This window comes from Pedobacter sp. BAL39 (assembly GCF_000170795.1).
In the GTDB taxonomy this organism is placed as follows: Bacteria; Bacteroidota; Bacteroidia; order Sphingobacteriales; family Sphingobacteriaceae; genus Pedobacter.
The window spans coordinates 225976-243925 of record NZ_ABCM01000001.1 but is presented as its reverse complement, the minus strand read 5'-3'; the positions used below and the strand labels follow the sequence as shown (position 1 = coordinate 243925).

Genomic DNA, 17950 nt, shown 5'->3' with positions numbered 1-17950 from the left:
ATGGGATTCTAATAACTAAGTATAAATTTCAAGGCGAGGGACCGGCAGTAGCAACTGCCGGTCTTTTTTTTGTCAGATTTTGCCTCTAAAACGGAGGCTTTCATCTTTAACTGCCGGTCTGCACGTAAATTGCAGGGAAGAAACAATGATGAAGATGGAGCCGAAGCAATTTGAGTATAAAGGGGATAAAGGTGTGTCAGTGCTCAGCCGGTGGCTAGCGATTGCTGCGGGATTGGTGATGTTGTTTTTTTCAGGGTGCCTTGGTGGCGTGGAGGGGCAGCACCTGGAGAGCAGGAATGGGTTTGCGGTGATCTCCTCTCCGGAAAAAGGAGAGGCCATAGCTACCTTCGCTGGCGGTTGCTTCTGGGCGATGCAGGAATGTATGGTTGAGCTGAAAGGGGTGAACAAGGTGATCAGCGGGTATGCCGGTGGGACGACGGAGCATCCGAGTTACACCCAGGTATCTTCTAAAAATACCGGTCATGCAGAATCTGTGCAGGTGTATTATGACCCTAAGGTCATTACCTTTGAGCAGCTGGTGAAGGTTTTTTTCTATGCCCATGATCCCACGGAGCTGAACCGTCAGGGACCGGATGTCGGTACGGACTACCGCTCGATTGCTTTTTTTCGTTCGCCGGAAGAATATCACATCATCACGAAGGTCATGCGTGAGGTGCAGGGAGAAATAACTGGAAAGATGCCTGTGGTGACTGAAGTGCTGCCGTTTCGGGTGATTTATCCTGCGGAAACGGAGCACCAGGACTATTACAAACGTCATCAGCTGGATACGTACATCCGGAATGTCTCCAAACCGAAGGTGGAAAAACTGAAGAAAGTGATGCCGGCGCTGATCAAACCTGAATATCAGGGCTAATATCTTCGGAACACAAAGTTTATACAGGGTGTTCAAAGTTTTATACAGGTCTTTGTCAGAGAACTATCAATAAATCGCTTACAAATGGAATTGCACAGGGCTATTGGAGTTTAGGTACTTATATTTTTTATCTTTGCCAAGGTCTAAAAATTTTATTAACTATCATGAGGAAAAGTGCAATTATTGGTTTAATCACAATAGCCATTTGCGTAGGTTTTTTAATCAGTCTGAATGCCGGCACAAGTAACTATTCGACGTTTGCTGAAGCTGCAAAAGATCCCCGTGAATTTCACGTAATGGGTTACTGGGAAAAGACCATGGGCATGTATTATGATGCCCAGAAAGATGCAAACCACTTTTCTTTTTACATGAAAGACTCCAATGGGTCTTTGAGTAAGGTCGTTTACAACGGTGCTAAACCACAGGATTTTGAACGTTCTGAAAAGCTGGTGCTGATAGGTAAAATGAAAGAGGATGTCTTTTATGCTTCTAAAATATTGATGAAATGCCCTTCTAAATACAATGATCAGCTGGTGGAAGTGAATAAGGACGGTCAGGTAAAACAAGATAAATAATTTAATGGACATACAATTTATTGGAGAAAACCTCCTGCCCGGTAAAATCGGTCAATTTTTTATTGTTTTAGCATTTGCTGCGTCACTGCTCTCGACCATCGCTTATTTTTTTGCTACAAAAAATAAAGACAGTAATGACCACTCCTGGCAGCGCATCGGCCGTGTTGGCTTTTTTCTGAACTGGTTCAGCGTCATTGGGATCGGCGTAACCCTGTTTTACCTCATCCTGAACCACAACAATGAATATTACTACGTATACTTCCACTCTTCCAAAGAGCTGGCGGTACATTATATTGTTTCTGCCTTCTGGGAAGGACAGGAGGGAAGCTTCTGGCTTTGGGCCTTCTGGCAGTCACTGCTGGGGGGTATCCTGATCTGGAAAGCAAAAACCTGGGAGAATGGTGTGATGACAGTGGTTGCTTTGTCGCAAGCCTTTCTGACTTCAATGCTGCTTGGTGTCGAAATCTTTGGCGAGCGCATCGGTAGTTCTCCCTTTATTCTGCTCCGCGAAGCGGTAAACCTAAAAGAGATGGCTCCGGTAGTATTTGCTGACGTAGAAAACTATAAAAATTACCTGAAATTCATTACAGATGGACGTGGATTGAACCCTTTGCTGCAAAATTACTGGATGGTGATCCATCCGCCAACGTTATTTCTGGGCTTTGCGAGTATGATTGTTCCTTTTGCTTATGCCGTAACTGGATTGTGGTTAAAAAAATATAAAGAATGGATCAAACCAGCCATGCCTTGGACGTTGTTTGCCGTTATGGTATTGGGTACTGGCATTATCATGGGTTCTTTCTGGGCGTATGAGGCACTGAACTTCGGCGGCTTCTGGGCCTGGGATCCGGTAGAAAATGCATCCATCATCCCCTGGCTGACGTTGATTGCAGGTATCCATGTCATGATTGCCTTCAAGAATACAGGCCATTCCTTTTTTACAGCCATCGTGTTGATCCTGCTTAGCTTTGTCCTGGTACTATATGCTTCCTTTCTTACGAGAAGTGGAATCCTTGGCGAAACCTCGGTCCACGCTTTTACTGATCTGGGCATGTTTGGTCACCTGATCCTTTACAATGTCGTTTTCCTGGTCATCCCGCTGGTGCTGATGATCATCAGATGGAAGGAGTTGCCGATTACCAATAAAGACGAGGAGACTTATTCCAGGGAGTTCTGGATGTTCCTTGGGGCATTGGTGATCACTGTTGCCTGTATACAGGTCATCTTTTCCACATCGGTGCCGGTATTTAATGCTGCTTTTGGGACTAAATTTGCACCTCCGATAGATGCGATAAAGTATTATAACCAATGGCAGGCACCTTTTGCGGTTCTGGTGACGGTCATTTCAGGATTCTCACAGTTTATGAAGTATAAACGTACTGATATCCGTAAGTTTTACAGTGCGCTTGTGGCTTCGATTGTTTTTGCGATGCTGATTACAGGAGGGTTTGTATACCTGACAAATGTATACCACAACCTGATGTACATCTTGCTGACTTTCAGTTGTGTATTTGCAATACTGGCTAATGCCCGGATTCTTTCCCTGGCTTTTGGTGGCAAGAAAAAACTGGTAGGTGCGGCAGTTGCCCATATGGGATTCGCCTTGCTGCTGCTGGGCGCATTAGTTGCCGCGGCCACGAGTAAGCCCATTTCCCTGAATGCATCGAACTTTATTCCTGTACAGGACTTTGAGAAAGTGGAAAAGCCGGGTGAGAACATCGTACTTTACAGAAATGAGCCTAAGAAAATGGGTAAATATACGGTGACTTACGTGAGTGATACGACAGTTGCGCCCAATACCTATTATAAATTAAACTTTAAGGTTTATGGCGAGGGAGGGAAACTGAAGGAGGATTTTGAGCTGAACCCCCATGTACAGGTCAATGAAAAAATGGGATTGATTGCTTCGCCGGATACCAAACACTACCTGACCTACGATGTATATACCCACATCACGAGTGCACCTGATAAAAAGGAAACGCACGAAGATCATGAAGGCCATAGTGAGGAAGAGAACTTTAAAGCACCGAGGATTGTCAAATTGAGCATCGGTGATACCATTCACACCAGCAGTGGTATCCTGACGGTGAAAGCACTGAACAACAAACCGAAAGCTAAAAACCTGGTGATCGCAGCTGATGATATCGCTGTGGGTCTGCCGCTGGAGGTAGCTGTCAATGGGAAAGTTTATAAAACAGAGCCGATCTTCCTGATCAAAGGAAACAACACATTCGACTTTGCCCGCAATATTGATGAACTGGGACTGCGCTTCAGGTTTACCCGGATCCTTCCCGATGAGCATCAGGTGGAGCTTCAGGTATTTGAAAAACCACAGCAGGCAAAAGACTGGGTGGTGTTTAAATCGATTGAATTCCCTTACATCAACCTGTATTGGGTGGGAACAATTGTGATGGTGATAGGATTTTTGCTTTCCATTTTCAGAAGACAGAAAGAGGCCAAAGTAGCTTAATACAATTGCAGATGAAGGTAGTTTGTATCGGTTCTGGTAATGTAGCAACGCATTTTGCTTTGGCCCTGAAGAAAAGCAATGCCGAGATCCTGCAGGTGTACAGTCAACATCAGGAACACGCGCAGGTGCTTGCTGATGAGGTCGACGCTATGGCTATTGATGATACAGCGTTGATTTCCCCTGATGCAGACCTCTATCTGATTGCTATCAAGGACGATGCCATCGCATCGGTCTCCAGCATACTTAAAAATATAAAAGGACTGGTGGTACATACGTCGGGTGCGACACCCATGTCTGTACTTGAGGGGATGTCGCGCTATGGCGTGTTATATCCCCTGCAAACCTTTTCGCGCAGCAGAGCGCTTGATTTTTCAAATGTACCTTTATGTGTGGAAGCAGGTGATGGGGATATGTTGAAAGAGGTAAAGGCCGTTGCTGAGCTGCTGAGTCCGCTGGTATATGATGTTGATAGTGTTCAGCGTAAAGTATTGCATTTGTCGGCCGTATTTGTGTGTAATTTTGTGAACCATATGTATGCCATTGGCGCGGATATTTTGTCGGCGGCAGGACTTGATTTTGAGTTGTTGAAGCCCTTGATTATGGAGACTGCAGCGAAAGTTCAGCATGCAGAGCCCTCCAGTGTGCAGACCGGTCCAGCCATCAGAGGGGATGAGCAAACGATGAACAGACATAAAGAATTGTTAATGGATAGGCCCGAACTGGCCGCTATCTATGAAACTTTGAGTAATAGCATTAAAAAAACACATTAATCGTGTAATTGCGGTTTTTGGTGCTTATTTTTGACGGAAATTATGAGTATTTATAAATTAAAAATAAATTTTGAAGAGCAAGGCAAGTCACCGGTTGAACTTCCCATCGCCAGCGGCGAATCGGTACTTGAAGTATGTCTTGACAACGGAATAGAGCTGCAGCACAACTGCGGCGGTGTATGTGGCTGCAGTACCTGCCATGTGTATGTAAACAAAGGAATGGACGACCTGCAGGAGATCTCTGACAAAGAAGAGGACTTCATCGACAGGGCCGTACGCCCGAAGATTACCTCCCGTCTGGGATGTCAATGTGTAGTGATCAGTGGTGACATCGAAGTGACCATTCCTGATCAATCTGAATTTTTAGGCCATTAATTAAAAACAAAAACATACTATGCAGGATAAGTTTGCACTGCCAATTTATTGGAACGATCATGAAGACATCGCACAGGAACTTTATGAGAAGTTTGGCGATGAATTCAATGAAGCTAAAATCTACCGCATCAGGTTTACTGAACTGGTAGAATGGGTACTTGAACTTCCTAATTTCAAGGGCACCAGAGAAGAAAGTAATGAAGGACACCTGGAGCAAATCCAGTCGGCCTGGGTTTACGAATGGAGAGATAACCAAGACTAAACCATGTTTCTGCAAAAACTTAAAGCAATTTCCACTTTTATCTTTGATGTCGACGGTGTGTTGACAAACGGGGATATCCTGGCCTCGGACTCGGGGGAGTTTTTGCGGACTTTTAACATCAAAGACGGCTACGCGCTTCAGCTGGCCGTAAAACGTGGATACCGCGTTTGCATCATTTCCGGTGGAAAGGGTAAGGCTATGCAGAAACGCTTTGAAGGACTTGGAATTCAAGAGGTCTTTCTGGGGGTGTCCGACAAAGTACAGGTATACCACGACATTCTTGATCGATATCACATTGGCAGCGACGAAGTGCTCTATATGGGGGATGACGTTCCGGACCTTAAAGTGATGAAATTGGTTGGCCTGCCCACTTGTCCGGCGGATGCTGTGCCTGAAATTAAGGCCATCTCTGAATATGTTTCCCCTTACAATGGTGGCCGGATGGCAGTCCGTGATATCATTGAAAAGACCATGCGCGTGCAGGAGCAATGGTTTGATGAACATCCATCTGCTGCGGACTCCGGCAAATAACTGATTCCCCAATCACACTTTCATAACCAACCTGTGTCCTTGTCTTTTGTGTAACGGTGATGTTACTTTTAAGCGTTAAACTTCTTCGCCTGCACCTCCTCTAAAACATACAAAACACAGCTAAATAAATGAAACCTGGGAGGTAAAGGGTTGACTTTGTATCTCCTGAAGTTTCTAAAATTAAAAAAGGAATCACATGAAAAAAGTATTGATCATTTGCGGTTTGTTATTCAGTGTAATGACATTCGCACAAGCACAAGACGGCGGTCGTAAGATGCCAAGCCCTGAAGAAAGAGCACAAAAAACAACAGAAAGACTGGCAGAGAAGCTGAGTCTTACTGAAGATCAGAAAACAAAGGTATCTGCCATTTACCTGGAGCAGGCCAATGCAATGGTGAAATTGCGTGAAGAGAAAACCGGCGATAGGGAAGCGATGCGTGAGGCGATGATGAAATCGAACGAAGATGCAGAGGCTAAAGTAAATGCGCTGTTGAATGATGACCAGAAGAAAACATTTGCTGCCTGGAAAGTGGAACGTCAGGAACGCATGAAAAAAATGGGTAACGGTGGACCTGGAAGAAAAAAAGACAAATAACTAAACCAGACATCTTTAATAATGAGAGCGGCCTTACGGCCGCTTTTATTTTTTCTGGGCAGTTCAAATTGCCTACTTTTGTGGCTTCAGATCAACTCTAATATTAAAGATATGTATCAACAGCAACTCCCCATCATACTCGCCTCTAAGTCGCCACGCCGCCAGGAATTGTTAACCGCCATGAACCTGAACTTCAAGGTGGTATTAAAAGATGTGGATGAGAGCTATCCGGATACACTGCTTCCTGCAGAAATTGCCGTGTACATTGCGGAGAAAAAAGCGGCAGCGTTTGTCGACGATGCCAGGGATACCATTGTCATCACTGCAGATACCATTGTTGCTTATAATGGAGAGATCCTTGGCAAGCCTGAAGATGAGCTGCATGCTGTGGAGATGCTGACCAAACTTTCAGGAACGAACCATCAGGTGTTTACGGGGGTTAGCCTCTCCCTGAATGGTCATACCCGCTCTTTCTATGATGTTACAGAGGTGTTTTTCAATGTGCTCAGCCCGGAACAGATTGATTATTATATTAAATACCATCAGCCCTTTGACAAGGCGGGTTCCTATGGCATCCAGGACTGGCTGGGTTATGTTGCCGTAGAGAAAATCATTGGTTCTTATACTAATGTCATGGGACTTCCCACAGAGAAATTATATAAAGCCCTATCAGGTTTTTAAGGCATGTCTTAGTTTTTCCTGATTTCTTTGGATAGGCTGGGCTAGTTGGTTGAGCCGCCTTCCGATTCAGCAATGCTGTACAGTACGCCCATCTTTAAATCATAGGTAGAAAGGCTGATCCTCTGGATCCCTGAAATCCGGAGGATGTAATCTGTCAGTAAAGAGGCCATCACAATCATGTCCACCCGCAAAGGAATCAGGCCCTGCATGGCTGCTCTTTCTGCATGTGTGGAATTGATAAATGTTGCAGAAAGATGTCGGTAAGCGTCTATGTGGATGGGATGGGACTTTAACAACTTGACGTTAAGCTCCGGTTCGAGCATTCCTGCAAAGGTTTCAAATGCGCCTGCAGAGCCAATCAGATGTTTGGGCTGATGTTTTGTAATGGCCTCCCTGAGTGTGGCTGTCTGCGTATAAAGGTGCGTGCTGATGTGCAGCTGGTCTTCGTTATTGATCGGATCAGAATGAAAATATGCCTGCATCAGTCGCGCGGCACCAAGGTCGTAGCTTTTCTTCCATAACAACTCCTTTTCATTACACAGGATAAATTCGGTACTTCCGCCACCGATGTCCATGATGAGGGAGGTTTCATCAATAACGCCGGTTGCTTTGACTCCTTTAAAGATGTATTCCGCTTCTTCATCACCGCTGATGGCCGTAATGGTGATGCCGGAACGTTCTTTTGCTGCTTTTACAAAGTCCTGCCCGTTGGCAGCGCTGCGCACTGCGGAGGTTGCGGTGGCCCTGACCGTGGTAACGCCATATTTTCTGATTTCTTCAGCAAACTGTTCCAGTGCAACAAGACCTCTTTCAAAAGCTTCCGGGATGATGATGTTTTCATTGAGCCTGCCTTCACCGAGGCGTACCGGCTGATTGGTCTTGTATAAAATATCGAGATCCCCGCTGCTACCGTAGGCGGCAATGATGAGGTGAAAGGTATTGGTGCCAAGGTCTATTGCTGCTGCTTTCATCATAAGGATTTGTATCTGCTGTGGGCAGCGAATATCGTCAATGGGGCGCCAAAAGCTTAAGATTTAGTAAAAATACTTTTAAGCTTGTCAATCAGTCCCGTTTTTCGCTGTCGTTGTTTTTCCGTGCCGATGAGGAAGCCATAGGGCTGAAGTTCGGGAATGTGGTCGCAGATGATCTTAACAATGCCCAGAAGAGGAATTGCCAGGATCATTCCTGCAATACCCCAAACCATCTCACCGAGCACAATGACGAGGATGGTAAACAGCGGATTGATGTTGACCTGTTCGCCGACAATGAGCGGTTCCAGGATATAGGTCTGCAGGAACTGCACCAGTCCATAAGTGACCAGGACACCGATGATCATTTTGGAATCGCCGCCCTGCACCACGACGGAAAGCACGGTGAGTGAAGTTCCTGTAAGGTTGCCCACAAAAGGGATAATCTCCAGTATGCCACAGAGGACCGCAAAGAAGAGTGCACCCTCTACACCAACGATGCTAAAGCCGATGCCATACATGATCCAGAGGACCACAATCATGGCACCCAGCCCACTTAAATATTGCTGTGATACTTTCCCCGCGCGGTGCACAATCAGGTCTGCTTTGCCTTTCTCATCCTGTGGTACCAGCTTCAGGATAAACTTCTTGATGTGGCTGCGGTTGAAAAGAAAAAGAAACATGTATACAAGCACCAGGATGGTATTGACGAGAATCCCCATGATGCTGCCTGCAAAGTTCGCCAGCATACTGCCGGTACCGCTGCCTGCCGACTGGCCCTGCTGTTTAACCAGCTCCTCCTGCTGTGTAGGGCTGATGCCCACTTGCTGCTGAAACCATTGCTGTAGGTTACTCAACAGCGCTGTCAGTCGTTTCTTCATGTCATCCATGTTTTCCACCATTCCGCTGAGCTGCCAGGACAACAGAAGTACGATCGCGGCGACGGTCAGGACGAAGAGTAATATGCAGAGAAATGAGGCAAGCCCTCTTCCCATGCCTTTACTTTCGAGCCAGTTGCACAGGCGGATGAATAACATGGAGAATACTGCTGCCAGGGCTACAGGGATCAGGAATTCTGCTGCAAAATATAAACCTGTAAACAGGAGGACAAAAAATAAAAGCAGGTATACTGTGCGTTGGAGTTTTTTCATAGTCAATCGTTAAGCAGACAACAACGGATCTAACGTAAAGTTTTGGCATAAAAAAAGCCACCCGAAGGTGGCTGATCTTAACCGTTATGTTCTTACTCGAAGTATTCTTTCATCTTCTCAAAGAAACTTTTGTCATTTTTTCCAGGCTGAGGTTTGAAGTTCGGGGAGTCTCTGAGTTTTTCCAGGATTGTTCTCTCCTCGGCACTCAGTGCTTTCGGTGTCCAGATGTTCACATGGATGATCTCATCACCACGGTGATAGGAGTTCACCTCAGGGATACCCTTGCCTTTAAGGCGGAGGAGCTTTCCACTTTGTGTACCAGGCTCTATTTTGATTTTTGCTTTTCCATCTATCGTAGGCACTTCAGCGCTATAACCCAGGGCAGCGTCCACAATGGATACATGCAGGTCATATACCACGTTGTTGCCCTCGCGTTTTAAGGTTTCATGAGGGATTTCCTCAATGAGGATGATCAGGTCGCCCGGTATGCCACCATTAGGGGCTGCGTTACCTTTTCCGCTCATGCTCAGCTGCATGCCGTCACTTACACCCGCAGGAATGTTGATGGTAATGGTTTCCTCACCGCGAACGATGCCTTCGCCATGGCATGAAGTACATTTAGAGGTGATTTGTGAGCCGCTGCCATTACAGGTAGGGCAGGTAGAGGTGGTCTGCATCTGACCGAGGATGGTGTTGGTCACCCTGCGTACCGCGCCACTGCCACCGCAGGTTTTACAGGTGCTCACTGACGAGCGGTCTTTTGCTCCCGTGCCGTCGCAGGTCTTGCAGGTCACCTGTTTGTTGACCTTGATTTTTTTCTCTGTGCCGTTGGCGATCTCTTCAAGGGTAAGTTTTACTTTGATGCGCAGGTTGGTACCTTTTGCTACCCTGCGGCCGCCACGTGACTGCTGTCCGCCGCCGCCAAAGAAGCTCTCAAAAGGACTGCCGCCGCCGCCACCGAAGATGTCTCCAAACTGGCTGAAGATGTCTTCCATGTTCATGCCGCCACCACCATAGCCGCCACCTGAAGCACCTCCAACACCCGCATGGCCATAATGGTCATAACGTTGTTTCTTCTCCGGGTTGCTCAAAACCTCGTAAGCCTCAGCAGCCTCCTTAAATTTATCTTCAGCACTTTTATCATCCGGGTTTTTATCCGGGTGATATTTAATGGCCAGCTTACGGTAGGCTTTTTTTATCTCTTCGGTGGATGAGCTTTTGGCCACGCCAAGCACATCATAATAATCTCTTTTGCTCATAAAATATTAACTGCCTACAACGACTTTGGCAAAACGGATTACTTTATCATTTAAAGTATATCCTTTTTCCAGTTCGTCTATAACTTTACCTTTTAATTCTTCGTTTGGCGCCGGTATTTTCGTGATGGCTTCATGAAGGTCAGTATCAAAAACAGTGTTTTTGCTTTCCATTTCCTTCAAACCTTTTTGTGCCAGTACACCTTTAAGCTTGTGGTGTACCAATGCCACACCTTCCAGGATCGGTGCTACATCGGTTGCATTTTCCATCGCCTTATTGGCGCGGTCAAAATCATCCAGTACCGGAAGTAACGAAACTACCACTTCCTTGCCTGCAGTCTGCAACAGCTCCACGCGCTCTTTTTGGGTACGGCGTTTATAGTTGTCGAACTCTGCGAATAGACGCAGGTATTTATCATTTAATGCAGCAACTTCCTGTTGTAGTTTTTCCTCAACTGAGATTTCAGGTTGAACTTCTTCAGTTGTGGCGGCATCTGCGCTTTCGTCGGCTTGCTCGTTTTTCAACTGCTCATCAGCAGTATTTTCCAGATTAGGATCTTCGATGTCGTTTGTTTTCTTCTTGCTAAACATGGTATAGTAGAATTTTTGGTGGTAAACTCAAAAGTTTTGCCAATAAAAAATTTCAGCCATGCTGTCAGTTTTCTTTGGATATAACTGACGAGAATGGCTGATTAAGAATATTTTGTCATTATTTGTTTACACGATTTGTGCATCTTCATGCACAATCCCGCCTTCACATTTTATGATTCTGGAAGGGAAGGTACGGATGATGTGGTAGTCATGCGTGGCCATCAATACCGAAGTGCCGCTCTGGCTGATCTGCTTCAGGAGCATCACAATCTCTTCGGAGGTATCAGGGTCAAGGTTACCTGTGGGTTCATCAGCAAGGATGATCTCGGGGTTGTTCAGCAGGGCGCGGGCAATCACCACACGTTGCTGCTCACCACCGGAAAGTTCGTGGGGCATCTTGCGGATCTTGGAACGCAGGCCTACCTTTTCCAGGACGTCTTTAATGCGTTCAGTGATCAGGGCGGCATCTTTCCATCCCGTAGCCTTGAGTACGAACTCCAGGTTTTTCTCGACCGTGCGGTCACCCAGCAACTGGAAATCCTGGAATACGATGCCCAGCTTTCTACGTAGAAAGGGAATGTCCCTGTCGGCAATATTTTTCAGGTTGAAACCAGCAACAAGACCATCACCATTGCCGATATTCAGGTCGCCATAAATAATTTTCAGCAAGCTGCTTTTTCCGGAACCGGTTTGTCCGATAAGGAATACAAATTCCCCTTTGTCTATATTTAAGTTTACGTTGGATAAAACCAGATGCTTCTGCTGGAAGACATCTACTTTCCCTAAATTGATTACTGCGTTTCCTGTCATGTTTAAATATCTAATTTAGCAATTTGTCCGAAAGGCAAACCATTCACAAAATCCATAATGGCAGGGAGTTTATCTCCCAGTCCCAGCTTATCCAGTGATTTGTCCGGCCGGTCTACCCTGAAGTAGGCGAGCAAAGTGAACTTCTCGTCCCTCAGCTGCACATAGTCAGGGATTTTGGCAATGCCTTTTACTTTAATTACATACATTTCGTTCAAAAATAGTATTTCAAAATGAGAAATAGAGGGATAAATAATTTATGTGGTCTGCAGACGGTTTAAAAAATCAACTGTGTTGACGTTGTCTGCATACTCCCATAAACGGGGCTGCTGACTCTGTCCAAAAGGCAGTACCCCGTTTTTTAATTTTAAATCTGCAGCGCTGACCACACATTGTATTTTCTCCGATTCCGCCTCCAGAGTTGCGGTCATGCCTTCCAGGTTCTCATATTCCTCGTAGTAAAGAACAGCGAGAGGAGAAGATAAGTTTGTATCTTCTTTCAGCAGTAAAAAGCCGTTGTCAAAATGCGTGGCAGCGTTGACCAGGTAGATGGATTTATTGTAGTCGTAGTTGTTGTTGTATTTGAAGTGGTGGATGATGGGCTGAAAACCTTCAATAGGCTCAAAGAAGTTTTTGATGTCATAACCTTTCGGGAAGTAGATCTTGGAAACATTCCTGCAGCCCAGGCCGAAGTAGTCAAAGATATCATGCCCCAGTTGTACCAATTCTTCTTTACGCTCTTCACCGGTCAGGACCGCAATGCTGTTCCTGTTTTTACGGATGATGTTGGGTACTTTTCCGAAATAATAATCGAAATAACGGGAAGTATTGTTACTGCCGGTTGCAATCACAGCATCAAAATCTTTCAGCCGTTCTACGTAGACGATATGGTCTGCCAGGAGCGGCTCTATACTGATGAGTTCACGCAGCAGGGCAGGCAGGAGCTGGTCATCCGAAGAAGACAATTTGATCAGTGCGATGTTGCCGGTAGCAAGGACAGACAGTACATCATGAAAGCCTACCATGGGGATATTGCCAGCAAGTATCAGTCCTACTTTCTTTGGCTTGCTGCTGATCTGTATGTCTTTGAACCAGGTATCAAGGTCTTCAGCGCTGAGCATCAGCTCCAGGCCACGAAGTGCTTTTTTTACTTCGTCTGCTGTGAACCACGCATTTTTGTTGGCCGCAGACAGGATCAGATTGCTGAACTGCTCATCAGGACTTTTGATAAAGTCGCCAAGTTTACGGAATGCAATAATTAGTTTTTCAGCAGTAAGGGTAGGCATAATTCAACAATTTTAAAGTTTATGTGTTATATTTGCAGTTGCAAAGGTAATCTTATGCAATAGATATAGACGAAGACATGGCTATTAAAATAACAGACGAATGTATTAACTGCGGGGCATGTGAGCCTGAATGCCCAAATAATGCAATTTATGATGCGGGCACAGCCTGGAGGTTCTCCGACGGTACCAATTTGAGTGGAATTATCGATTTTGGCGGTTCTGAAGTAGATGCTGAGGCATCACAGGACGCCGTATCTGATGAGGTTTATTATATTGTTTCCGATAAATGTACAGAGTGTAAAGGTTTTCATGATGAACCTCAATGTGCAGCCGTTTGTCCGGTTGACTGTTGTGTTGATGATGAAGACATCCGCGAGACTGAAGAAGAACTATTGGCTAAGAAGGCCTGGTTACATCAGGAAGGATAGGGTAGTACGAGATATAAAATATTGAAGGACGCCTGCTACAGGCGTCCTTTTTTTTGTTAATTATATTGAGTCTTATTAGTTTCTCGCTAACTTAAGTCTGAGTCTGATCATAAAACAGGTGATTCCTGCTCTTTATCCTCAAACTTATTCGGTACAATCAGCACCGGGCAGGTCGACTTACGTGCAACTTCTTCCGCTACACTTCCCATCAGAAAGTGGTATAATCCGGTGCGTCCATAGGTACCGATAACGATCAGGCTGGCGGACCACTCTTCTGCCTGTTTCACAATACCATGAGCAGGGCTGTCGAGCACACTCAGGTAAGTGGTGGTAATGCCATGACTGTACTTCGTTTCAATCTCCCTGAGCAAAAGATGACTGTTCTCCTCACTATTGTCGTAAGTCTCCAGAAATACCGGTGCAAGAGTAAGATCCGGGCTGATGGTAGCAGGTACAGGCTCGATGATGTTGACCAAAGCCACTTCGGCACTGAAAGTCCTGGCGATATCGTAACCCGTTCTTGCTGCTTTTTCTGAGCAGGTACTGTTGTCTACTGCAATTAAAATTTTCTTGACGTTCATGATCGTACAGTTTGTATGTACTCATAAAACAAAATAAGACCTCAAAAGTTTATAGATCGTTTACTTATTAAAATGTGATGACTACATTTATGCCGTCCAAAACTATCTATAAATGGAAGATAATTATGCCATCTGCAGACTTGCTGTAGCGCCGCTCAGGGTCTCGGCGTCCGACCGTGCTGAAATCGTTTCTCAGTTGCTTTTTGGCGAACATGTCATGGTGATCGGCCGCGATGCACAATGGCGGCAGGTGCGCAACGTTTACGATGGTTACGAAGGATGGGTAGATTTTAAGCAGCTCGCCCCTTTGTCGCAGGCACAATTTGAAGAGATTGCTGAAACTAGCTACCTTGTTCCCGCAGAGCTCGCCAATATTTTGATGGATGATGCCGGCAGCAAGTACTTTCTTTCTCCGGGCAGTAGTCTTCCTTTGTATAAAGATGGTGTCTGCTATCTGGGCGATACAAAATACCGGGTGATGTTTCATCCTAAAGAAATGCTGACGAGCCCCGACAAATTGGTGGACACTGCCTTGTTTTTCCAGAACGTGCCTTATCTCTGGGGAGGGAAGACGTTGTTTGGGATAGATTGTTCGGGCTTCACGCAGGTGGTTTTCAGGCTACATGGCATTGCCCTCCTGAGGGATGCCTGGCAGCAGTCAGAACAAGGTACAGCTGTAGACTTCCTGCCGGAAGTGAAAGCCGGGGATGTCGCGTTCTTTGACAATGCAGAAGGGCGCATTATACACGTAGGTATCATGCTGAGCGATTCAGAAATCATCCATGCTTCCGGGAAGGTCAGGATAGACCGGATGGACCAGGAGGGGATCTATAACGATGAGCTTGGAAGGTACACCCACAAGCTGAGGATTATCAAAAGGTTTTTTTAGGCTAGTTATTGTTTTCATCCACATTTTTGCATCAGCTAAAATATGCTTTATACTAGTCTTCCGGAATTTAGGCAATGGATGTGCATTATCTAGCTTTTTTCCGCACTGCAGCTGGGCTGGTGCCGAATAGGGAAGTTACATGAGTTGGCAATGAAGCACAGCTTATTGGCCTGCTCATGTAGCTTGTTTGCCTGCTCCACCTGTGATTCATCGGAGATCAGCACTACAGGGTGGAGGACGACCTCTGTAAAGTGCCCACTGCCGTCCGAATTTTCAGTCATCGTTCCCGTCGCATTGTCCTTATAATCCAATACTGTGATGCCAGTTTCGGCGCAAAGGTGTAGGAACCACAACATATGACATGAGGAAATAGAGGAGATCAGCAGGTCTTCCGGGTTGTGTTTGGTTTTGTCACCAAGGAAAGCAGAGTCAGAAGAACCGAGAAGTTCAGGTTTATCGGGAATGGAGATACTGAAGCTTCGGTCATAAGAGCGGTAATCCATCGTGCCCGATCCTTTATTTCCAGTCCAGGTCAGGTTGCTTAGGTATTGATGTTCTTTAGGCATAACTTATATTTAGTCATCCCAATTTAAGCAATCTTTATCTTTTTAGCTAGTGTAAGCTGAACTTCCATACCATGACCTGTCTGTCGTCTCCGGTGGAGATCAGGTATTTACCATCATGGCTCCAGATGAGTTTATTGATGGAGTGAGAATGGCCTTCCGTATTTTTCTCCAGGCTCAGGATCTTATAAAGCTTGAAATCTTTACTGCCCCAGAGTTTAATCCCTTTATCCTGGCTGCAGGTGGCAAAGTAGGGGGCTGTGGGATGAAAGGCGATGGCATAAATGCCGAACATGTGCGCGGCGATGTTGTTGATCAGTTCATAGTCAGGGAGGCCCCATACCTTTAGCTGAGCATCTCTGCTGCCAGAAATGAGGTGATCTCCCTCAGGTGAATACTGAAGCGAGGTAATTGGTCCTTTATGTGCCGTTAGTTCCCTGAGCAGGCTGTAATCTTCAGCACGATAAATTCTGATGACACCATCCTTGGCACCGAGTGCAATTTCCTGCTCATCATTACTCAGGGCAATCACGCGGACCGTATCACTGATTACGGGAAACTGATACAGGAACGAGAAATCCTTTAATGACCATACGGCGAGTATGCCATCTTCACCGGTGCTGATGAGCTCATCTTTATGGGGGATGGTCTTGATGTCAAAGACACCCTTTTTGTGATGGTTCAAGGTCGCCACCAACAGTTGCTGCGGCAGGTCGTAAACCAGGATCAGGCCGCTACGCTGCGCAATAAACAGCCAGTCTTTGTATCGATGTAAAGCATATACAGAACTCTGCACAGGTACCAGTACCTTTTGGAAGGCCATGCTTTCCAACGACCACTCTACGACACCTTTATCGTTACCAGCACTAAAGAAATGGTCTTTAGCAGGAGCAAGAGCAAGGGCATAGATCGGGTTCTGATGTCCGCTAAGGGTCTGTATATGCGTCAACATTTATTTCTGATGTCTTTTTTCCAGGTTTTGTGCAATCTCAGACAGCGTTTTGCCTTTTTCTCTCAACAATACCAGTAAATGGAAAATCAGGTCGGAGCTTTCGCCAATGAATTCTTCGTCAGTTTCATTCAATGCGGCAATAACTGTTTCCACACCTTCTTCACCCACTTTCTGCGCGATTTTATTGATGCCTTTACTGCGCAGTTTGTTCACGTAGGAGCCTTCCACAGGGTTTTCATAACGATCTGCAATGATTTGCTCCAGCTCGAAGATGAAGTTCTGATTGTAGTTGGTTTTGAAACAGCTCCTGCTGCCCGTGTGGCAGGTAGGCCCCACAGGAGAGGCTTTGATCAGGATCGTATCATTGTCGCAGTCAATGTGCGTTTCTTTGACAAACAGGAAGTGACCGCTTTCTTCACCTTTTGTCCACAGCCTTTGTTTAGACCTTGAGAAGAAGGTTACTTTGCCTTCTGCATTGGTTTTTGTCCAGGCTTCCTGGTTCATGTAACCAAGCATTAAAACTTCCAGGGTATGTACATCCTGTATAATCACAGGAACAAGTCCGTCCGTTTTTTCAAAATCTATATTCATAACCTTACAGGTATATTGTGGTCTTTTAATTTTTGTTTGAGCATTGGGATAGGGATCTCACCAAAGTGAAATACCGATGCCGCCAGTGCGGCGTCTACGCCGGTTTTTTCAAATACTTCGGTAAAGTGTTCCACCTTTCCTGCGCCGCCGGAGGCGATTACAGGAATGTTGATCATTTGGGTGATGGCGTTGAGCAGGCCACAGTCGAAGCCCTGTTTTGTGCCATCATGATCCATCGAAGTCAGGAGGATTTCTCCGGCACCCAGGCTTTCGGCACGTTTGATCCAGTCCTCGGTTTCCAGTTCTGTGATGAGCCTTCCGCCGTTCAGGTGGACCATGTTTTTGCCCTCCACCAGCTTGGTATCTACGGCAACCACCACAAACTGCACACCGAAGGCTCTTGCTAGCTCTTCAATCAATGAGGGGTTTTTTACTGCTGCCGAGTTGATGCTGATCTTGTCGGCGCCGGCATTCAGCAACGCCTCAGCATCCTGAATGGTCGTGATGCCCCCTCCAATGGTAAAGGGGATGTTCAGCTGTTTGGCAACTGCTTTCACCATCTCGATCATGGTCTTGCGGCGTTCATGCGTGGCGGTGATGTCCAGGAATACCAGCTCATCGGCGCCCTGCTGTGCATACTGCCAGGCCAGTTCCACCGGGTCACCGGCATCCTTAAGATCGATGAAGTTCACGCCTTTTACGGTCCGGCCGTCTTTGACATCCAGACATGGAATGATACGTTTACTCAGCATCG

At 46.0% G+C, this 17950-nt stretch carries 23 protein-coding genes; 11 read left to right on the top strand and 12 right to left on the bottom strand.

Annotated elements, in window-relative coordinates; translation table 11 throughout:
• Nucleotides 1-154: 154 nt before the first annotated feature.
• The 9 genes from msrA (at nucleotide 155) to PBAL39_RS01080 (ending at nucleotide 7133) form a co-directional block, all read left to right on the top strand.
• Nucleotides 155-874 carry a peptide-methionine (S)-S-oxide reductase MsrA gene (msrA, locus tag PBAL39_RS01120; protein WP_198139721.1) on the top strand — a complete coding sequence of 240 codons (720 nt, stop codon included), beginning with the start codon at nucleotides 155-157 and terminating at the stop codon, nucleotides 872-874.
• Between the two features lie 164 nt (nucleotides 875-1038).
• Nucleotides 1039-1449: a cytochrome c maturation protein CcmE gene (locus tag PBAL39_RS01115; protein ID WP_008237343.1), complete on the top strand. Its 411-nt coding sequence runs from the start codon at nucleotides 1039-1041 to the stop codon at nucleotides 1447-1449.
• Between the two features lie 4 nt (nucleotides 1450-1453).
• Nucleotides 1454-3919, top strand: coding sequence for a heme lyase CcmF/NrfE family subunit (locus tag PBAL39_RS01110; protein ID WP_008237342.1), 2466 nt, complete (start codon nucleotides 1454-1456; stop codon nucleotides 3917-3919).
• Nucleotides 3920-3930: 11 nt separating this feature from the next.
• Nucleotides 3931-4689, top strand: a complete 759-nt coding sequence (locus PBAL39_RS01105) for a Rossmann-like and DUF2520 domain-containing protein (RefSeq protein ID WP_008237335.1) — start codon at nucleotides 3931-3933, stop codon at nucleotides 4687-4689.
• A 42-nt stretch (nucleotides 4690-4731) separates the two neighbouring features.
• Nucleotides 4732-5064 carry a 2Fe-2S iron-sulfur cluster-binding protein gene (locus PBAL39_RS01100; RefSeq protein ID WP_008237333.1) on the top strand — a complete coding sequence of 111 codons (333 nt, stop codon included), beginning with the start codon at nucleotides 4732-4734 and terminating at the stop codon, nucleotides 5062-5064.
• A gap of 19 nt (nucleotides 5065-5083) precedes the next feature.
• Entirely contained in the window at nucleotides 5084-5326 is a 243-nt protein-coding gene (iscX, locus tag PBAL39_RS01095) for a Fe-S cluster assembly protein IscX (protein ID WP_008237331.1), read from the top strand.
• A 3-nt stretch (nucleotides 5327-5329) separates the two neighbouring features.
• Nucleotides 5330-5857, top strand: a complete 528-nt coding sequence (locus PBAL39_RS01090; RefSeq protein WP_008237330.1) for an HAD family hydrolase — start codon at nucleotides 5330-5332, stop codon at nucleotides 5855-5857.
• Nucleotides 5858-6053: 196 nt separating this feature from the next.
• A complete protein-coding gene (locus PBAL39_RS01085) occupies nucleotides 6054-6452 on the top strand; it encodes a Spy/CpxP family protein refolding chaperone (protein WP_008237327.1) in 399 nt (132 codons plus the stop codon).
• Between the two features lie 111 nt (nucleotides 6453-6563).
• A complete protein-coding gene (locus tag PBAL39_RS01080; protein ID WP_008237325.1) occupies nucleotides 6564-7133 on the top strand; it encodes a Maf family nucleotide pyrophosphatase in 570 nt (189 codons plus the stop codon).
• Nucleotides 7134-7174: 41 nt separating this feature from the next.
• Here PBAL39_RS01080 and PBAL39_RS01075 read toward each other — a convergent pair whose 3' ends face one another.
• From PBAL39_RS01075 to PBAL39_RS01045, 7 genes are all read right to left on the bottom strand, one after another.
• Nucleotides 7175-8107: an exopolyphosphatase gene (locus PBAL39_RS01075; protein ID WP_008237324.1), complete on the bottom strand. Its 933-nt coding sequence runs from the start codon at nucleotides 8105-8107 to the stop codon at nucleotides 7175-7177.
• Between the two features lie 53 nt (nucleotides 8108-8160).
• The gene (locus PBAL39_RS01070) at nucleotides 8161-9252 is read right to left on the bottom strand and encodes an AI-2E family transporter (RefSeq protein ID WP_008237322.1); all 1092 of its coding nucleotides are present in this window, start codon (nucleotides 9250-9252) and stop codon (nucleotides 8161-8163) included.
• A gap of 92 nt (nucleotides 9253-9344) precedes the next feature.
• Nucleotides 9345-10511, bottom strand: coding sequence for a molecular chaperone DnaJ (gene dnaJ, locus PBAL39_RS01065; RefSeq protein WP_008237317.1), 1167 nt, complete (start codon nucleotides 10509-10511; stop codon nucleotides 9345-9347).
• A 6-nt stretch (nucleotides 10512-10517) separates the two neighbouring features.
• Nucleotides 10518-11099 carry a nucleotide exchange factor GrpE gene (locus tag PBAL39_RS01060; RefSeq protein WP_008237315.1) on the bottom strand — a complete coding sequence of 194 codons (582 nt, stop codon included), beginning with the start codon at nucleotides 11097-11099 and terminating at the stop codon, nucleotides 10518-10520.
• Between the two features lie 126 nt (nucleotides 11100-11225).
• A complete protein-coding gene (locus tag PBAL39_RS01055; protein WP_008237313.1) occupies nucleotides 11226-11909 on the bottom strand; it encodes a cell division ATP-binding protein FtsE in 684 nt (227 codons plus the stop codon).
• A 2-nt stretch (nucleotides 11910-11911) separates the two neighbouring features.
• Complete coding sequence (locus tag PBAL39_RS01050; protein WP_008237312.1) at nucleotides 11912-12115, bottom strand: hypothetical protein; 204 nt, start codon at nucleotides 12113-12115, stop codon at nucleotides 11912-11914.
• A gap of 48 nt (nucleotides 12116-12163) precedes the next feature.
• Nucleotides 12164-13192: an acyl-CoA reductase gene (locus PBAL39_RS01045; protein ID WP_008237311.1), complete on the bottom strand. Its 1029-nt coding sequence runs from the start codon at nucleotides 13190-13192 to the stop codon at nucleotides 12164-12166.
• A gap of 77 nt (nucleotides 13193-13269) precedes the next feature.
• Here PBAL39_RS01045 and PBAL39_RS01040 point away from each other — a divergent pair, with 77 nt between their 5' ends.
• Nucleotides 13270-13620 carry a 4Fe-4S dicluster domain-containing protein gene (locus tag PBAL39_RS01040; RefSeq protein ID WP_008237310.1) on the top strand — a complete coding sequence of 117 codons (351 nt, stop codon included), beginning with the start codon at nucleotides 13270-13272 and terminating at the stop codon, nucleotides 13618-13620.
• Between the two features lie 107 nt (nucleotides 13621-13727).
• Here PBAL39_RS01040 and PBAL39_RS01035 read toward each other — a convergent pair whose 3' ends face one another.
• The gene (locus PBAL39_RS01035) at nucleotides 13728-14201 is read right to left on the bottom strand and encodes a universal stress protein (RefSeq protein ID WP_008237309.1); all 474 of its coding nucleotides are present in this window, start codon (nucleotides 14199-14201) and stop codon (nucleotides 13728-13730) included.
• A gap of 112 nt (nucleotides 14202-14313) precedes the next feature.
• On the opposite strand from PBAL39_RS01035, the gene PBAL39_RS01030 reads away from it, so the two are divergent.
• Nucleotides 14314-15090 (top strand): C40 family peptidase, encoded by a 777-nt coding sequence (locus PBAL39_RS01030; protein WP_008237308.1) that lies wholly within the window; start codon nucleotides 14314-14316, stop codon nucleotides 15088-15090.
• Nucleotides 15091-15179: 89 nt separating this feature from the next.
• Here PBAL39_RS01030 and PBAL39_RS01025 read toward each other — a convergent pair whose 3' ends face one another.
• The 4 genes from PBAL39_RS01025 to hisF are packed head-to-tail and all read right to left on the bottom strand — an operon-like array spanning nucleotide 15180 to nucleotide 17948.
• On the bottom strand, nucleotides 15180-15656 hold the full coding sequence (locus PBAL39_RS01025; protein ID WP_008237307.1) for an OsmC family protein: 477 nt from the start codon (nucleotides 15654-15656) through the stop codon (nucleotides 15180-15182).
• A 46-nt stretch (nucleotides 15657-15702) separates the two neighbouring features.
• Entirely contained in the window at nucleotides 15703-16605 is a 903-nt protein-coding gene (locus tag PBAL39_RS01020; RefSeq protein WP_008237306.1) for a WD40 repeat domain-containing protein, read from the bottom strand.
• Nucleotides 16606-17196, bottom strand: coding sequence for a bifunctional phosphoribosyl-AMP cyclohydrolase/phosphoribosyl-ATP diphosphatase HisIE (gene hisIE, locus PBAL39_RS01015; RefSeq protein WP_008237305.1), 591 nt, complete (start codon nucleotides 17194-17196; stop codon nucleotides 16606-16608).
• The gene (hisF, locus tag PBAL39_RS01010) at nucleotides 17193-17948 is read right to left on the bottom strand and encodes an imidazole glycerol phosphate synthase subunit HisF (protein WP_008237304.1); all 756 of its coding nucleotides are present in this window, start codon (nucleotides 17946-17948) and stop codon (nucleotides 17193-17195) included. Before hisF ends, hisIE begins: the two co-directional genes overlap by 4 nt.
• Between the last annotated feature and the right edge of the window lie 2 nt (nucleotides 17949-17950).

Excerpts from the sequence above, each read along its gene's own strand:
- PBAL39_RS01100 (WP_008237333.1), top strand. The coding sequence starts at position 4,732 with ATGAGTATTTATAAATTAAAAATAAATTTTGAAGAGCAAGGCAAGTCA.
- PBAL39_RS01110 (WP_008237342.1), top strand. The coding sequence starts at position 1,454 with ATGGACATACAATTTATTGGAGAAAACCTCCTGCCCGGTAAAATCGGT.
- hisIE (WP_008237305.1), bottom strand. The coding sequence starts at position 17,196 with ATGAATATAGATTTTGAAAAAACGGACGGACTTGTTCCTGTGATTATA.
- PBAL39_RS01025 (WP_008237307.1), bottom strand. The coding sequence starts at position 15,656 with ATGCCTAAAGAACATCAATACCTAAGCAACCTGACCTGGACTGGAAAT.
- PBAL39_RS01050 (WP_008237312.1), bottom strand. The coding sequence starts at position 12,115 with ATGTATGTAATTAAAGTAAAAGGCATTGCCAAAATCCCTGACTATGTG.
- dnaJ (WP_008237317.1), bottom strand. The coding sequence starts at position 10,511 with ATGAGCAAAAGAGATTATTATGATGTGCTTGGCGTGGCCAAAAGCTCA.
- PBAL39_RS01055 (WP_008237313.1), bottom strand. The coding sequence starts at position 11,909 with ATGACAGGAAACGCAGTAATCAATTTAGGGAAAGTAGATGTCTTCCAG.
- PBAL39_RS01115 (WP_008237343.1), top strand. The coding sequence starts at position 1,039 with ATGAGGAAAAGTGCAATTATTGGTTTAATCACAATAGCCATTTGCGTA.
- msrA (WP_198139721.1), top strand. The coding sequence starts at position 155 with ATGGAGCCGAAGCAATTTGAGTATAAAGGGGATAAAGGTGTGTCAGTG.
- PBAL39_RS01090 (WP_008237330.1), top strand. The coding sequence starts at position 5,330 with ATGTTTCTGCAAAAACTTAAAGCAATTTCCACTTTTATCTTTGATGTC.
- PBAL39_RS01045 (WP_008237311.1), bottom strand. The coding sequence starts at position 13,192 with ATGCCTACCCTTACTGCTGAAAAACTAATTATTGCATTCCGTAAACTT.
- PBAL39_RS01085 (WP_008237327.1), top strand. The coding sequence starts at position 6,054 with ATGAAAAAAGTATTGATCATTTGCGGTTTGTTATTCAGTGTAATGACA.
- PBAL39_RS01105 (WP_008237335.1), top strand. The coding sequence starts at position 3,931 with ATGAAGGTAGTTTGTATCGGTTCTGGTAATGTAGCAACGCATTTTGCT.
- PBAL39_RS01060 (WP_008237315.1), bottom strand. The coding sequence starts at position 11,099 with ATGTTTAGCAAGAAGAAAACAAACGACATCGAAGATCCTAATCTGGAA.
- PBAL39_RS01020 (WP_008237306.1), bottom strand. The coding sequence starts at position 16,605 with ATGTTGACGCATATACAGACCCTTAGCGGACATCAGAACCCGATCTAT.
- PBAL39_RS01035 (WP_008237309.1), bottom strand. The coding sequence starts at position 14,201 with ATGAACGTCAAGAAAATTTTAATTGCAGTAGACAACAGTACCTGCTCA.
- PBAL39_RS01040 (WP_008237310.1), top strand. The coding sequence starts at position 13,270 with ATGGCTATTAAAATAACAGACGAATGTATTAACTGCGGGGCATGTGAG.
- PBAL39_RS01070 (WP_008237322.1), bottom strand. The coding sequence starts at position 9,252 with ATGAAAAAACTCCAACGCACAGTATACCTGCTTTTATTTTTTGTCCTC.
- hisF (WP_008237304.1), bottom strand. The coding sequence starts at position 17,948 with ATGCTGAGTAAACGTATCATTCCATGTCTGGATGTCAAAGACGGCCGG.
- PBAL39_RS01030 (WP_008237308.1), top strand. The coding sequence starts at position 14,314 with ATGGAAGATAATTATGCCATCTGCAGACTTGCTGTAGCGCCGCTCAGG.
- PBAL39_RS01080 (WP_008237325.1), top strand. The coding sequence starts at position 6,564 with ATGTATCAACAGCAACTCCCCATCATACTCGCCTCTAAGTCGCCACGC.
- PBAL39_RS01075 (WP_008237324.1), bottom strand. The coding sequence starts at position 8,107 with ATGATGAAAGCAGCAGCAATAGACCTTGGCACCAATACCTTTCACCTC.
- iscX (WP_008237331.1), top strand. The coding sequence starts at position 5,084 with ATGCAGGATAAGTTTGCACTGCCAATTTATTGGAACGATCATGAAGAC.